The organism is Mesorhizobium sp. M7A.F.Ca.CA.002.09.1.1, from assembly GCF_003998555.1.
GTDB lineage: Bacteria > Pseudomonadota > Alphaproteobacteria > Rhizobiales > Rhizobiaceae > Mesorhizobium > Mesorhizobium ciceri.
This window is the reverse complement of the sequence record NZ_RZRR01000039.1, coordinates 1-14,398: the sequence shown is the minus strand read 5'-3', so window position 1 is coordinate 14,398 and position 14,398 is coordinate 1. Positions and strand designations below refer to the sequence as shown.

Here is a 14,398-nt window from a genome sequence, read left to right as displayed (position 1 = left end):
GATTCGTGCCGTGCTGATCCTATCGGTGTCGGCAGCGGTCGTTTCCGCTTGTGCATCGAAGAAGGTGCCGCCGCCTGAGATTTCCTATGACGCTGCCGACTTCAAACCGGCCGCGATCGAAAAGGCGCCGGAGAGGCCGATTAGAATTGTCGAGGTGCCAAAACCACTGCCGCTGCCTGGCCAAATGCAGCCCGAGCCCGGCAAGGCCGAGGACAAGCGCCCCCCTGAAGAACGCGTCGCTGATGCCAACAAAGCCGCGACCCAGCAACCCACCAAGTACGGGTATGTTAATGCCGTGCAAGTCTACCCCTTCACCGATGGCGCGCTTTATCAACTCTATGCCGCGCCGGAGCGCGTGACCGACATCGCTCTGCAGCCGGGCGAGAAACTAACCGCCGTGTCGGCTGGCGACACCGTGCGCTGGGTCATTGGCGATACCGCAAGCGGCACCGGTGACAATCAGCGCACCCATGTTCTGGTAAAACCCTTCGCGCCGGGTCTTGCCACCAATGTCGTCATTACGACGGACCGGCGGACCTATCATTTGCAGCTTCAAAGCACCGAGAAGACCGCAATGGCGGCAATCTCCTGGACCTACAGCCAAGACCAGATCATCGCGCTTCGCCAGCGCAATGCTCAAGCCGAGGCAGTTACACCGGTCGCGTCGAATATCGCGCTCGAAAACCTTCGCTTTCGCTACTCAATCAGTGGCGACACACCGCCCTGGAGACCGACGCGAGCCTTCGACGACGGCAGCAAGGTCTATATTGAGTTCCCTCGTCGCATAGATCAGGGCGAGGCGCCACCACTCTTCATCGTCGGCGCAGATGGGAGCAGCGAGCTCGTCAACTATCGCGTGCGCGGCAACTATTACATCGTCGATCGGCTCTTCGCCGCGGCCGAACTTCGCCTCGGCACCAAGCGGCAGCAGGTGATCCGCATCAGCAGGATTGACGGCAGGCAACCGCAACGGCGGATCTCGCTCTTTCGCGGCAGCCGGCGAGGTGAGGACTCATGATCGAAAATTCCCGCTCTGGCATCCCGCCGAAACTGGATCCCGAGGAACTGCAGCTTCGGGCCTCTCCCCGCCGCGTGGTGCGGTTCAGGCGCGGTGTGATCATCGCGATCGCAGCGCTCGGATCCGGCGCTGTCTTCGGCGTTACCATGATCGCCCTCCAGGGGCCGGCCCTTCGCATCAGGGATCAGGCGGAAGATCTCTACAACACTGAGCGCAAACCAACCGCCGAGGGGCTCGATACGCTTCCCCATGACTATTCCGGCATGAAGCCGAAGCCTCCCGTCCTTGGGCTACCTTTGCCGGGCGACCTCGGCCGCCCCATCCTCGAGCGGCAGCGCCAGCTCGGCATCGTGCCGGGCCAAGACATCTCGGCCGAGGAGCAGCGTCTAGCGCAGCAGGCGATCGAAGCGCGTGAATCGCGGGTGCTTTTCCGCGTCGAAAATCGAGCTCAAAAGACAGATGTCGGAGAGAGCGTGCAAACTGCTCAGCATCCATTTGAGGCGCTTCCCCAATCCGAAGCAGGACGCGCGTCAGCCTCGGTGGCGGCGGCGGAAGGCGACCAGAACAATCAGCAGCGAAAGCTTGATTTTCTCAGCCAGCGGAGCACTGGCGGGATCTACAATCCGCATGCGCTGCAGACGCCGATCTCGCCATATCAACTGATGGCTGGCAGCGTGATTGCCGCCAGCCTGATCACCGGCATCAATTCCGATTTGCCGGGCCTTGTCGTCGCGCAAGTCACCGAAAATGTGCACGACACGGTCACGGGCAACATATTGCTGATTCCGCAGGGCTCACGTCTTATCGGCGTCTACGACAGCGTCGTCGCGTTCGGGCAAAAGCGAGCGCTGCTGGTCTGGCAGCGCATTCTGCTGCCCGACGGCTCGTCGGCCGAAATCGACAATCTGCCCGCGAGCGACACCGCCGGCTACGCAGGGCTGGAAGACGAAGTCGATTTCCACACTTGGCAGATGATCAAGGGAGTGGCGCTTGCCACATTGCTCGGTGTCGGCACAGAATTCAGCCTCGGCGAAAACGAGAGCGATCTGGTCAAGGCGATCCGGGAATCAGCCCAGCAGAACGCCAGTCGAGCCGGCCAGCGCATCACCGAAAAAAACCTCAATATCCAGCCCACCATCGTCGTCCGCCCAGGTTGGCCACTGCGCGTCATCGTGCACAAGGACATCGTGCTGCGGCCATACGCCAGTTGAGCAGGAGTTATCATGGCTGACCTGAAACTTGGAAAACTTCCGGACCGAACAGCTTCGAAGATCACCATTACCGTCAGCGCGGAGCTGAGCCAAACACTCAAGGAGTATGCTGCACTTTACCGTCAGACCTATGGTCAGTCTGAAACCGTGGCAGAACTCATCCCTTTCATGCTGGCGGCGTTTCTGGAAGGCGACCGAGCCTTTGCCAAGGCCAGAAAGGAACGTCTGCCGACGGAGCTTGCCGGAAAATCGTGACTCCTCCGCTAGGGCAGCTGGAACATTGCCTAGCTGTCGCGACCTACCTGCTCCTCGCGAAGCATAGGATCAAACACCTTGGAATGCAGGTATGCGCAAGAGATGATGTGGAAGGAGATACCGCGCAACAGCCTAAGTTTGCATTTTCGATTTGGTCGGCCGTGAACTATCCGCAAGCCATTGATCTGGCCTGTTGATTGAGGCGGATAGCGGCTTTGGAATTGCAGGATTAGCGGTATTTGGACGCTGTTTTCCTGCAATTCGGTTTTGCGATTCCCTTGTGGCGCGGAGCGTGATTCACTCGGTTCGGCGGCGGCGAATCGAGGGGACAGCGAATGTCCAGGCCACGCGAGAAGCGCGAGACGGGAGAGCAGGACCTGTTCCGCTCCCGGCTCGACCAAATCATCAACATGAAGCACGAGCTGGTGCGGCTGGCGCAGGCGATCGACTGGCCGGTGCTGGAGGAGCGTTTCGGCGCCGTCTATTCGGACGGCCCCGGCATGCCGCCGCTGCCGACCCGGCTGATGGCGGGGCTGGCGATCCTCAAGCACACCTTCAACCTGTCGGATGAGGTGCTGTGCGAGCGCTGGGTGGAGAACCCTTATTTCCAGTATCTCACCGGCGAGACGTTCTTTTGCCATACGCTGCCGTTCGACCGCTCCTCGATGACGCGTTGGCGCAGCCGTATGGGCGAGGAGCGGATTATGGTGCTGTTGCAGGAGAGCCTCAGCCTCGCGGTCAAGACCGGGGCGATGAAACCGGCCGACACGCGCCAGGTGATCGTCGACACCACCGTGCAGCCGAAGAACGTCATGTTCCCGACCGACGCCAAGCTCATCCATCGGGCACGCGAACGGCTGGTGCGGCTGGCCAAGAGGACGGGTCTCCATTTGCGCCAGAGTTATGTGCGGGTCGGCAAGCTGGCGCTGATCAGCCACCAGCGCTATGCCCACGCCAAGCAGTTCAAGCGGGCCAACAAGGCGCTACGCAAGCTCAAGACCTATCTCGGCCGGACCATTCGCGACATTGGTCGCCAGATCGCCGGCGATCAGGGGCTGGACGCGCTGTTCAAATGGCCGCTCTACCAGGCCGCCACCGTTCTCGAGCAACGCCAGCGCCAGCGCGGCCGCAAGATCTACAGCCTGCACGCACACGAGGTGGAATGCATCGGCAAGGGCAAGGCGCATGCGCCCTACGAGTTCGGGGTGAAGGTGTCGGTGGCCACCACGCTGAAGCGCTCCAGGGGCGGCCAGTTCGCCCTGCATGCAAAAGCACTGCCCGGCAATCCCTATGACGGCCACACGCTGGCAAGCGTCATCCCCGACATGGAAAAGACCATCGGCAACGAGATCGGCCGCATCCTCGCCGACGCCGGCTATCGCGGCCACAACGCACCGCAGAGCCACAAGCTCAGGGTCTTCACCGCGGGCCAGAAACGCCGCGTCACCCCAGCCATCAAGCGCCAGATGCGACGGCGGTCGGCGGTCGAGCCCGTCATCGGCCACATCAAGAGCGAACACAGAATGGGCCGCAACTACCTCGCCGGCCAGCAGGGCGACACCCTCAACGCCATCCTGGCCGCCGCCGGCTACAACTTCTCCCTCCTGCTCAGGTGGCTGAAGGGGTTTTTGTCGCTCTTGATTGCCCTGCTTCAAATCCGGCCGAAGCCGGTCGCCGCTTAGGGCTCGGATTGTTCACGGTCGACGATTTGATGCGGTAGTCGCCTATGAGCGGTCAAAACGAACGCAGCTGGTTCGCCGATCGACCAAACGGCGAGCGCACTGTGCTTTGCTCAGACCGCCACCGAGTGCCTCGCCGTTCCCCCTTTGAAATATGTATCGAACTTGGCCGCGATGGTTCGAATGAAGGGGCGACTTTCAGTCCGTACGAGGAAACTGTCACCATCGAATTCAAGCGCTCGGGCAGGATCGTGGAGTGCGATGGACCTCGAGCGATGAAGGAGCTGCTCGCCGGCTTTGCCGAACCGCTCCACCAGGTCGACTGCCGAGAAGGCAAAATCACACATCAGCCGCTCGATGATCCAGCCACGGACGCGATCGTCGTCGGAAAGGGCAACGCCGCGGACGGCAGCCAACCCGCCATCCGCAACCATGCGCCCGTACCCGGCAGTCGAAGCCATGTTCTGCACGTAGCCTTGGCGAAAACGACCGATGGACGAAGGGCCAAGTCCGATCAGTGTCGGGCAGCGATCCTCAGTGTAGCCCTGAAAATTGCGATGCAAAACCCCTGCGCGGGCCGCTATGGCCAGCGCATCGTCGGGCTTCGCGAAATGATCGAGTCCTATTGCCTCATATCCCTTGGCGACAATTGCCCGCGCCGCGAGTTGAGATTGGGCGAAACGCTCAGTGGGACTCGGCAGCCATGCCTCGTCGATCATCGTCTGATGCTTCTTGAACCAGGGCACATGTGCGTAGCCGAACAGGGCCATCCGGTCTGGCTCCAAGGTCAGTGCCTGCGCCACCGTGGAACAGATCGTCTCGCGTGTCTGATTCGGGAGCCCGTAGAGCAGGTCCAGATTGACCGATTCGACGCCCCGCGAACGAACCCCGTCGACGACTGCCTTGGTCTGCAAAAAACTCTGCTCACGATTAATTGCTTTTTGCACTTGCGGATCGAAATCCTGCACGCCGAGGCTCGCCCGCGTTACGCCGATTTGAGCAAGTGCATCAAGGCGCGCCTTGTCCATGTCGTTGGTTTCGATTTCGATGCTGACCGTAGCATCCGGGAGAAGGTCGAAGCTGTCCCGCAAGGCCGCTCCAAGAGCAACCATATCATCGGGCCTCAGAATAGTTGGCGAACCGCCACCGAAGTGGATTGCACGGACATGTGCCTTGCCGCTCACCAGACCGGCAATCGTGACGATTTCGGCATTCAGCGAGCGCAGATAAGCGGCCACCGGCTCATATTGGTGCGTCTGCTTGGTGTGGCAGGCGCAGAACCAGCAGAGCTTGTCGCAGTAAGGAATGTGCAGGTACAGCGAGATTTCGTCGCCGCTTTCCAGCGTCTCCAACCAGCCACGGTAAATGGCAGCATCGATCCCCGAATGGAAATGCGGCGCCGTCGGATAGCTGGTGTAGCGTGGGACGTTCTCGCTGAGTTTGACAGCTATTTCCGATTGCATCTCGCGTTCACCGTGTTGCCCGCCGGAACACTGCACGCATCGCTGAAGCAGACCCTGATCTCGATCAGCCGCGCTCATGGACAAACCGCCGCAGGATTTCTCTACCCTGGATGGGTATCCTGCCGGCAGTTAGGATCGGGTAAGGCGAACGCATGACCTTTCGGCAAGACATTCATAGTTCCGGCATTCCTGTTCTTTGCTTCCCTTGCGAGGCACGGCGTCGCGGTGTCTGCGGTGCGCTCGATCCAGACAATTTGGTTGGGCTCGCCAAGACTTGCTCGCGTCGCCGGATCGAGTCAGGAATGGAGTTGACCGGCGAGGCACAGAACGTCGACAGCTACTCCAACGTGCTTTCAGGCGTGGTAAAGCTATCAAAGAGCCTGTCGGATGGGCGCCAGCAGATCGTCGGTCTCCAGTTTGCACCGGATTTTCTGGGACGTCCTTTCAAGGAGGAAAGCTCGATCAATGCGGAAGCGGCAACAGCAGTCACGCTGTGTTCGTTTCCGCGAGCGGCCGTCGAACGGATGATGAAGGCGTCACGGGAATTCGAGCATCGCCTGCTCAAACAGACGCTGAATGAACTCGATGAGGCGCGCGAGTGGATGGTGACGCTGGGGCGCAAGACAGCTCCGGAAAAGGTGGCGACTTTTCTCCTCATGATGGCCCGGAATATCGATTCCAGTCTCGATGCGGCTTCCGGGTCGGCCTCCTTCGATCTGCCGCTGACGCGTGCCGAAATGTCTGATTTCCTTGGAATCACCAGCGAGACCGTGAGCCGCCAACTGACGCGATTGCGGGCTGACGGGGTGATTCGGATTGAGAACGCACGCCATGTGACGGTGGACAGCATAAGCCGTCTGGAGAAGCGCTGTGGCGGCGGACGCGAGCGGCCCTAAGCGGCGAGGCCATGTCGCATGACTCCGGGGCGGGCCGTGTTTGCCTTTTAATGCGATGTCGCCGCGCCTTCGACGAAGCGGCGTCACGGTTGTCGAGACAAACAGCTTTCGGGCTTTGATAGGAACGTGACCAATCGCCAGGTGTGTTTCGGCACATACCGGCGAAGCATGGTCCTTAATCTGCCACGGCTCGGCGGAACGATCGCGTTCGTTTCCAATGGGATCCGAACAACGTTTGGCAGGGCATCGGCAATAGCATCCAACGCGCGCAGAGCCTCAGCTTTCGCCTCAGCGATCGCGTCTGCGCCCGCCCAACCCAGGGAACGCCTTCCATGAGGGAGTGAGCCCGCGCTGCGTTCCTCGTTCATTCGCCACCTGCTGATTGCGCCGCACAAAATCGTGCGGCCTGACATAGATCAGGGCGAGGGGGCGGCGGCTGCGCGATTAGTGCGCTGCGGATTTGGCATCCACCAGATTCGAGATCGGGATCTGCAATGAAATTCGGCACAGAGATCGTCCTTCTAAGCGTGTTCGCTTTTGCGGCCCTGGTGGCCGCCGGCTTCGGCGTGGATGAACCTTTCCGCCGACACATGTGGGTGTTGTTCTTCGCAGTGGCTGGTTTCACTGCGATCCTGTTGCGCAACACGGAGTTCAGGCCAGCAGCTCCGATTGACCCATCCGCTTACATGGATGGTCCGATCCGCTACGGCGCGATCGCCACCGTGTTCTGGGGTGTCGTCGGCATGCTGGTCGGCGTGGTGATCGCGCTGCAGCTCGCCTACCCCGATCTCAACATCCAGCCCTGGTTCAATTTCGGTCGTTTGCGGCCGTTGCACACATCCGGTGTCGTTTTCGCCTTCGGCGGCAACGCGCTGCTTTGCACGTCTCTGTATGTCGTGCAGCGCACCTGCCGCGCGCGCCTCTTCGGCCGTGATCTCGCCTGGTTCGTCTTCTGGGGCTACCAGCTGTTCATCGTCATGGCCGCGACCGGCTACCTGCTCGGCATCACCGAGGGCCGCGAGTACGCCGAACCCGAATGGTATGTGGATGTCTGGCTGACCATCGTCTGGGTCGCCTACCTCATTCTGTTCCTTGGCACGATCCTGAAGCGCAAGGAACCGCATATCTACGTGGCCAACTGGTTCTACCTGTCGTTCATCGTGACCATCGCGATGCTGCATGTGGTCAACAACCTGTCCATACCAGTCTCGTTCCCGGGCTCCAAGAGCTACTCCGCCTTTTCAGGGGTCCAGGACGCCTTGACGCAATGGTGGTACGGCCACAACGCGGTCGGCTTCTTTCTCACCGCCGGCTTCCTCGGCATGATGTATTATTTCGTGCCCAAGCAGGCGAACCGGCCAGTCTATTCGTACCGGCTGTCGATCGTCCATTTCTGGGCTATCATCTTTCTCTACATCTGGGCCGGGCCGCATCACCTGCACTACACCGCCTTGCCCGATTGGGCGCAGACGCTCGGCATGGTGTTCTCGATCATGCTGTGGATGCCGTCCTGGGGCGGCATGATCAACGGCCTGATGACGCTGTCCGGCGCCTGGGACAAGCTGCGCACCGATCCGATCATCCGCATGATGGTGATGGCCGTCGCCTTCTATGGCATGTCGACCTTCGAAGGCCCCATCATGGCGATCCGGGCGGTCAATTCGCTGTCGCATTATACCGACTGGACCATCGGGCACGTCCATTCGGGTGCGCTCGGCTGGGTCGGCATGATCTCGTTCGGCGCGATCTACTACATGGTCCCGAAGCTCTGGAACCGTCAACGGCTCTACTCGCTGAGGCTCGTCACCTGGCACTTCTGGCTGGCGACACTCGGGATCGTCGTCTACGCCGCGGTGATGTGGGTGTCCGGCATCATGCAGGGCCTGATGTGGCGCGAATATGGCGAGCAGGGCTTCCTGGTCTACTCCTTCGCCGAAACCGTCGCCGCCATGCACCCCTACTATGTCCTGCGCGCCATCGGCGGCGCCATGTACCTCTCCGGCGCCCTGATCATGGCCTGGAACATCACCAGGACCATCCTCGGCCACCAGCGCGAGGAGGAGCCGATGCCGAGCCCCGTCGCCATCCGACCTGCGCGATCAGGAGCCAGGTAATGGGCTTGATGGACAAACACGCAATCATCGAGAAGAACGCCACGCTTCTTCTCGTTGGCTCGCTGCTCGTGGTGACGGTCGGCGGCATCGTCGAGATCGCGCCTCTCTTCTATCTCGACAACACGATCGAGAAGGTGGAAGGCATGCGCCCCTATTCGCCGCTCGAACTTGTCGGGCGCAACATCTATATGCGCGAGGGCTGCTACCTCTGTCATAGCCAGATGATCAGGCCGTTCCGCGACGAAGTTGAGCGCTATGGCCACTACAGCCTGGCTGCCGAGTCCATGTACGATCACCCCTTCCAGTGGGGATCGAAGCGCACCGGGCCGGATCTCGCCAGAGTTGGCGACCGCTACTCGAATGCATGGCATGTCGCGCATCTTACCGACCCGCGCTCGGTGGTGCCGGAATCGATCATGCCGAGCTATGGGTTCCTGAAAGACACGCCGATCGACGTGAAGGATTTCTCGACGCATCTGGTCGCCAACAGGCTTGTAGCCGTCCCTTACACCGATGACATGATCGCCCACGCCAATGCGGATCTGGCGGCGCAGGCCGATCCCAATGCCGACACATCAGGCCTTGAGGCGCGTTACCCAAAAGCCAAGATCGGCGACTTCGACGGCAACCCGCAACAGGTCACCGAAATGGATGCCCTGCTCGCCTACCTGCAGATGCTTGGCACACTGGTCGACTTCAAAAATTACGACGAAGCCGCCGGCTACCGCTGAGGAGAACGCTGATGACCTACAATTTGATGCGGGCGTTTGCCGACAGCTGGGGCCTGGTTGCGATGGCGCTGTTCTTCGTGGGGTGCATCGCCTTTGCCCTACGCCCCGGCAGCCGAAGGCTGGCCGACGAAGCGGCCCGCATTCCGCTCGAGGACGAGTGATCATGAGCGACGAGCATATCGATGAAATCTCTGGCGTCTCGACCACCGGCCACGAATGGGATGGTATCCGGGAGCTGAACAACCCGCTTCCCAGATGGTGGGTTATCACTTTTTACGTCACCATTGTCTGGGCGATAGGCTACACCATTGCCTATCCAGCATGGCCTCTGTTGCACTCGGCGACAACGGGTGTGCTCGGCTATTCCAGCCGCAACGAGGTCAGGAACGAGCTGACCGCGGCTGAGGCCGCCAAGGGCAAATATATCTCGGCGGTGGAGTCCAAGAGCGTCTCGGAAATCGCCGCGGACGACGGCCTGCGCGAATTCGCAATCGCCGCCGGTGGCGCCGCTTTCAAGGTCAATTGCGTACAATGTCATGGCTCCGGCGCCCAGGGTTCCAAGGGCTTTCCCAATCTCAACGACGACGACTGGCTGTGGGGCGGCAAGGCCGAGCAGATCCAGCAGACGATTACGCACGGCATCCGCTTCGCATCCGATCCGGACACGCGCCTGTCGGAAATGCCGGCCTTCGGCGACATCATTACCGCCGACCAGATCGCACAAGTCAGCGCCTACGTGGCCAGCCTTTCCGGCAAGGTCCGCGATGCAAGTCTGATCCAACCCGGCGCCAAGGTCTTTGCCGAGAATTGCGTGGCCTGTCACGGCGACAATGCAAAAGGCAACAGGGAATTCGGCGCCCCCGACCTGACCGATGCGATCTGGCTCTATGGATCCGGTGAGACAGCCATCGCCGCACAGGTCCGTGCGCCAAAACAGGGCGTCATGCCGGCCTGGGTTGGCCGTCTCGGCGAGATCAAGGTCAAGGAACTTGCAGTTTATGTCCATTCGCTTGGCGGCGGAGAATAGGAATGGAAGGTCCTATTCTTCGGTCCCCCCTGCCAAGCGGACGAGGCCCGGCGTGAGCCGGGCCTCGACACCATCCCTAATGCGATCTGCACAACCCGGCAAGGCTATCCTACGGCGAGGCTTTACGACAGGTGCCCCTGACATTGGCTGGGAAAGTGGAGTTGCACATGCGTGACAAGACGCAGTTGACAGGGCTCGAAACAGAAACTGTCAATTCCGCCAAAACCCGCAAGCCGCTTTATGCCGCGCGTCAAAAGATCTTTCCGAAGCGCGCCTCGGGCAACTTTCGTCGCTTCAAATGGCTGGTGATGACGATCACACTTGGCATCTATTACCTGGCTGCGTGGCTGCCTTGGGCTCGCGGTCCATTTGCCCCGGACCAGGCAGTCCTGCTCGATCTCGCGAACCGGCGCTTCTACTTCTTCTTCATCGAGATATGGCCCCAGGAATTCTTCTATGTGGCCGGCCTCCTGGTCATGGCGGGCGTCGGTCTTTTCCTGATCACCTCGACTGTCGGCCGTGCCTGGTGCGGCTATGCATGCCCTCAGACGGTGTGGGTCGATCTGTTCCTCGTCGTCGAACGTGCGATAGAGGGCGACCGTAACGCTCGCATGAAACTCGATGCAGGCCCCTGGACCGCCCGCAAGCTGATGCTGCGCTTATCGAAGCACGCCGTCTGGCTGGTCATCGGTGCGGCGACCGGCGGCGCCTGGATTTTCTATTTTGCCGATGCGCCGACGCTGGTTGGCGAACTCTTCACCGGCACCGCGCCACCCGTCGCCTACATCACTGTCGCCGTGCTGACGGCTACCACCTACACGTTCGGCGGTCTGATGCGCGAGCAGGTCTGCACCTACATGTGCCCATGGCCGCGCATCCAGGCAGCGATGCTCGACGAAAGTTCTCTCACCGTCACCTACAATGACTGGCGCGGCGAACCGCGTTCTCGCCACGCCAAGAAGGTCCTTGCCGCAGGGCTGCCGGTCGGTGACTGCGTCGACTGCAATGCCTGCGTCGCGGTCTGCCCGATGGGGATCGACATCCGCGATGGCCAGCAGATGGAATGCATCACCTGCGCGCTGTGCATAGACGCCTGCGACGGGGTCATGGACAAGCTCGGCAAGGAGCGCGGGCTGATCTCCTATGCGACACTGTCCGACTACAACGCCAACATGATGCTGGCGACCGCGGGCGGCTCCAGTTCAGTCAACCCGTCGCAGGTCAGGACCGCTGATGGCCTGTTCTCCGACAAGGTGGCGCATTTCCATATCCGCAAGATCTTTCGGCCACGCACCTACGTCTACATGGGTATCTGGTCGCTGATCGGCCTGGGTCTGCTCTATTCGCTGCTGACGCGCGATCGGCTCGAAGTCAACGTGCTGCATGATCGCAATCCGCAATTTGTCACGCTGTCCGACGGCTCGATCCGCAACGGCTACACCGTCAAGCTGCTCAACATGATCCCCGAGCCAAGGACGATCGTTGTCGCGATTCAAGGCTTGCAGGGCGCCGAGATGAGCGTGGTCGGCGACGACATCCCGGAAGGCCGTTCTTTTGCCATTCCGGTCGAACCCGACCGCCTGAAAATGCTGAAGGTCTTCGTGCGCCAGCCGGCGGATCAAATCCAGGGCACAGCGCAGACCTTCAAGTTCCGTGTCGAGGACAAGGCGAGCTTCGAGGCGGACGAATACACCGCCACCTTCAACGCGCCGGAGACTGCCAGATGACCGCTAACGCTGAAAAACCCCGCGTATTCACCGGCAGGCACATGCTGGCCATCATCCTAGCCTTTTTCGGGGTGGTCATCGCGGTCAATCTGACGATGGCAACGCTCGCCAACACGAGCTGGACCGGCCTTGTCGTCGAAAACACCTATGTGGCGAGCCAGCAGTTCAACAAGAAGGCCGAGGAGGGGCGGGCGCAGGCAGCGCTCGGCTGGACCGGCAAGCTGACCATCGCATGGGGCGAGGTCCGCTATAGCCTTACCGACGCCGTCGGCAAGCCGATTGCCTTGCATGGCGTCAAGGTGCTGTTTCGCCATCCCGCCTACGAGAAAGAGGACAAGGCGGTCAACCTCGCCCTCGCCTCCGGCCAGGAATTCGCAGCCCAGCACATGCCGAAGGATGGCGTCTGGATCGTCGAAGTCGACGCTGACGCCGGTCTGGCCGAGCCCTACCGCGAAGTCCGCAGGATCATGATTTCCCATGGAGCGCTGAAATGAGTTGTTGTGCACCGGGCGCCGAAATGGCGCTTGATCTGGGCAGCACCACGTCGGTCCTGCCGTCTAGTCAAGAGATCAGGCTGGCGAGCCGATCGCTTGGAGATGATCTCCGCCAAACCGATCTTTCGGTGCCGAGCGTTCATTGCGCAGCTTGTATCCAGACGATCGAGACGGCGTTGGGAACGCTCGATCGCGTCGAGAGCGCCCGCGTCAACCTGTCGACGAAACGGGTCTCGGTCCGCTGGCGTGGCGACGAGGTTCCACCGTTCGTCGCCGCGCTTGGACGGCTCGGCTACCAGGCGCATCTCTTCGCCCCCGAGATTGATGAAAAGGACAGGACGCTTTCGGAGTTGATCCGCGCCGTCGCGGTTGCCGGGTTCGCGGCGGGCAATATCATGCTGCTTTCGGTCTCTGTCTGGTCCGGGGCCGAAGGGGCTACCCGCGACCTGTTTCACTGGGTCTCCGCATTGATCGCCATCCCAGCGCTCGCCTTCGCCGGCGGCATCTTCTTCCGCTCGGCCTGGAATGCACTGCGCCACGGCCGCATGAACATGGACGTGCCGATCGCGGTCGGAGTGTCGCTCGCTTACGCCATGAGCCTCTATGAGACGATCAACCATGGCGACCACGCCTATTTCGACGCGTCGGTTTCGCTGCTTTTTTTCCTTTTGATCGGCAGGACGCTGGATCACGTGATGCGCGAACGTGCCCGCACCGCGGTGAAAGGCCTGTCGCAGCTGGCCGCACGCGGCGCCATGGTGCTGCGCGGCGATGGCGCGCGCGACTATCTGCCGGTTGGCGAGATCGAACCGGGGATGCAGCTGCTGATCGCGGCCGGTGAAAGGATCCCCGTCGACGGCAAGATCATCCACGGAGCGTCTGATCTCGACTGCTCGCTGGCCTCAGGCGAAAGCGCGCCGAAAAACGTGGCGCCGGGCGAAGCCGTGCAGGCCGGCGTGCTCAATCTTACCGGCCCGCTGACGATCGAGGCGACCGCCGCCGCGAAGGATTCGTTCCTCGCCGAAATGGTTCGGCTGATGGAAGCCGCAGAGGGCGGTCGCGCGCACTATCGCCGCATCGCTGATCGCGTGTCGGCACTCTACGCGCCCGTGGTTCATCTCACCGCCTTCGTGACATTCCTGGGTTGGATGGCGGCGACGGGCGACTGGCACCGGGCGATGACGATCGCCATTGCCGTTCTGATCATCACCTGCCCGTGCGCGCTCGGCCTCGCCGTACCGATCGTTCAGGTGGTCGCCGCGCGGCGTCTGTTCGAGAACGGCATCATGGTCAAGGACGGTTCGGCCATGGAGCGCCTGGCGACGATTGATAACGCAGTGTTCGACAAGACCGGAACGCTCACGCTCGGACAACCCCGGCTCCTCAATGCATCGTCGATCGATCCGGCCATGCTGGCAATCGCGGCAGACATGGCCGCGCACTCGCGTCACCCGTTTTCAAAGGCCATAACCGGCTTTGCCGCTCCTGGCGGGCAACACAAATTCGATGCCGTCACAGAGCATCCGGGGTTCGGGATCGAAGCCACTGTCGCCGGAAGCATCTGGCGGCTGGGTCGACGCGGATGGGCTGGATGGAAGGCCCGGACCGGTGGTGAAGGCAACCATGGCTATGGCGGAACGGTGCTGACAAAAGACGGGTTCATTGTCGCGACCTTCGATTTCGAGGATGCGCTGCGCGCCGACGCGGCGGCGGCGATCAAGCGATTGAACGATACTGGGGTGTCGATGCAAATGCTGTCGGGCGATACCGCAGGTGCCTGCGG

The 14,398-nt window shown here is 61.3% G+C and carries 13 protein-coding genes; 12 read left to right on the top strand and 1 reads right to left on the bottom strand.

Features of this window, described 5'->3' with window-relative positions; genetic code table 11:
- The first annotated feature begins 1 nt into the window (after position 1).
- The 4 genes from trbG to EN994_RS03435 all read left to right on the top strand — a co-directional run bounded on the left by trbG (position 2) and on the right by EN994_RS03435 (position 4,166).
- A complete protein-coding gene (gene trbG, locus EN994_RS03450) occupies positions 2-1,018 on the top strand; it encodes a P-type conjugative transfer protein TrbG (protein ID WP_127307399.1) in 1,017 nt (338 codons plus the stop codon).
- Entirely contained in the window at positions 1,015-2,229 is a 1,215-nt protein-coding gene (locus EN994_RS03445; protein WP_063169228.1) for a TrbI/VirB10 family protein, read from the top strand. Before trbG ends, EN994_RS03445 begins: the two co-directional genes overlap by 4 nt.
- 12 nt (positions 2,230-2,241) lie before the next feature.
- Positions 2,242-2,484 (top strand): DUF2274 domain-containing protein, encoded by a 243-nt coding sequence (locus EN994_RS03440; RefSeq protein WP_024502859.1) that lies wholly within the window; start codon positions 2,242-2,244, stop codon positions 2,482-2,484.
- Between the two features lie 335 nt (positions 2,485-2,819).
- The gene (locus EN994_RS03435; RefSeq protein ID WP_063169227.1) at positions 2,820-4,166 is read left to right on the top strand and encodes an IS5 family transposase; all 1,347 of its coding nucleotides are present in this window, start codon (positions 2,820-2,822) and stop codon (positions 4,164-4,166) included.
- A gap of 110 nt (positions 4,167-4,276) precedes the next feature.
- Here EN994_RS03435 and hemN read toward each other — a convergent pair whose 3' ends face one another.
- Positions 4,277-5,626, bottom strand: coding sequence for an oxygen-independent coproporphyrinogen III oxidase (gene hemN, locus EN994_RS03430; protein WP_063169226.1), 1,350 nt, complete (start codon positions 5,624-5,626; stop codon positions 4,277-4,279).
- A gap of 152 nt (positions 5,627-5,778) precedes the next feature.
- On the opposite strand from hemN, the gene EN994_RS03425 reads away from it, so the two are divergent.
- The 8 genes from EN994_RS03425 to EN994_RS03390 all read left to right on the top strand — a co-directional run.
- Positions 5,779-6,522: a Crp/Fnr family transcriptional regulator gene (locus tag EN994_RS03425; protein ID WP_024502861.1), complete on the top strand. Its 744-nt coding sequence runs from the start codon at positions 5,779-5,781 to the stop codon at positions 6,520-6,522.
- A 494-nt stretch (positions 6,523-7,016) separates the two neighbouring features.
- Positions 7,017-8,636: a cytochrome-c oxidase, cbb3-type subunit I gene (gene ccoN / locus EN994_RS03420; protein WP_063169225.1), complete on the top strand. Its 1,620-nt coding sequence runs from the start codon at positions 7,017-7,019 to the stop codon at positions 8,634-8,636.
- The gene (ccoO, locus tag EN994_RS03415; protein ID WP_063169224.1) at positions 8,636-9,367 is read left to right on the top strand and encodes a cytochrome-c oxidase, cbb3-type subunit II; all 732 of its coding nucleotides are present in this window, start codon (positions 8,636-8,638) and stop codon (positions 9,365-9,367) included. Before ccoN ends, ccoO begins: the two co-directional genes overlap by 1 nt.
- Positions 9,368-9,378: 11 nt before the next feature.
- Positions 9,379-9,528 carry a cbb3-type cytochrome c oxidase subunit 3 gene (locus EN994_RS03410; protein WP_024502864.1) on the top strand — a complete coding sequence of 50 codons (150 nt, stop codon included), beginning with the start codon at positions 9,379-9,381 and terminating at the stop codon, positions 9,526-9,528.
- A gap of 2 nt (positions 9,529-9,530) precedes the next feature.
- Entirely contained in the window at positions 9,531-10,394 is an 864-nt protein-coding gene (gene ccoP / locus EN994_RS03405) for a cytochrome-c oxidase, cbb3-type subunit III (RefSeq protein ID WP_063169223.1), read from the top strand.
- A 167-nt stretch (positions 10,395-10,561) separates the two neighbouring features.
- Positions 10,562-12,121 carry a cytochrome c oxidase accessory protein CcoG gene (gene ccoG, locus EN994_RS03400; protein ID WP_063169222.1) on the top strand — a complete coding sequence of 520 codons (1,560 nt, stop codon included), beginning with the start codon at positions 10,562-10,564 and terminating at the stop codon, positions 12,119-12,121.
- Positions 12,118-12,615 carry a FixH family protein gene (locus EN994_RS03395; RefSeq protein WP_063169221.1) on the top strand — a complete coding sequence of 166 codons (498 nt, stop codon included), beginning with the start codon at positions 12,118-12,120 and terminating at the stop codon, positions 12,613-12,615. Before ccoG ends, EN994_RS03395 begins: the two co-directional genes overlap by 4 nt.
- Positions 12,612-14,398, top strand: a 1,787-nt coding sequence (locus EN994_RS03390; protein ID WP_164745802.1) for a heavy metal translocating P-type ATPase, incomplete at its 3' end; no start/stop codon positions are given. The genes EN994_RS03395 and EN994_RS03390, both read left to right, overlap by 4 nt.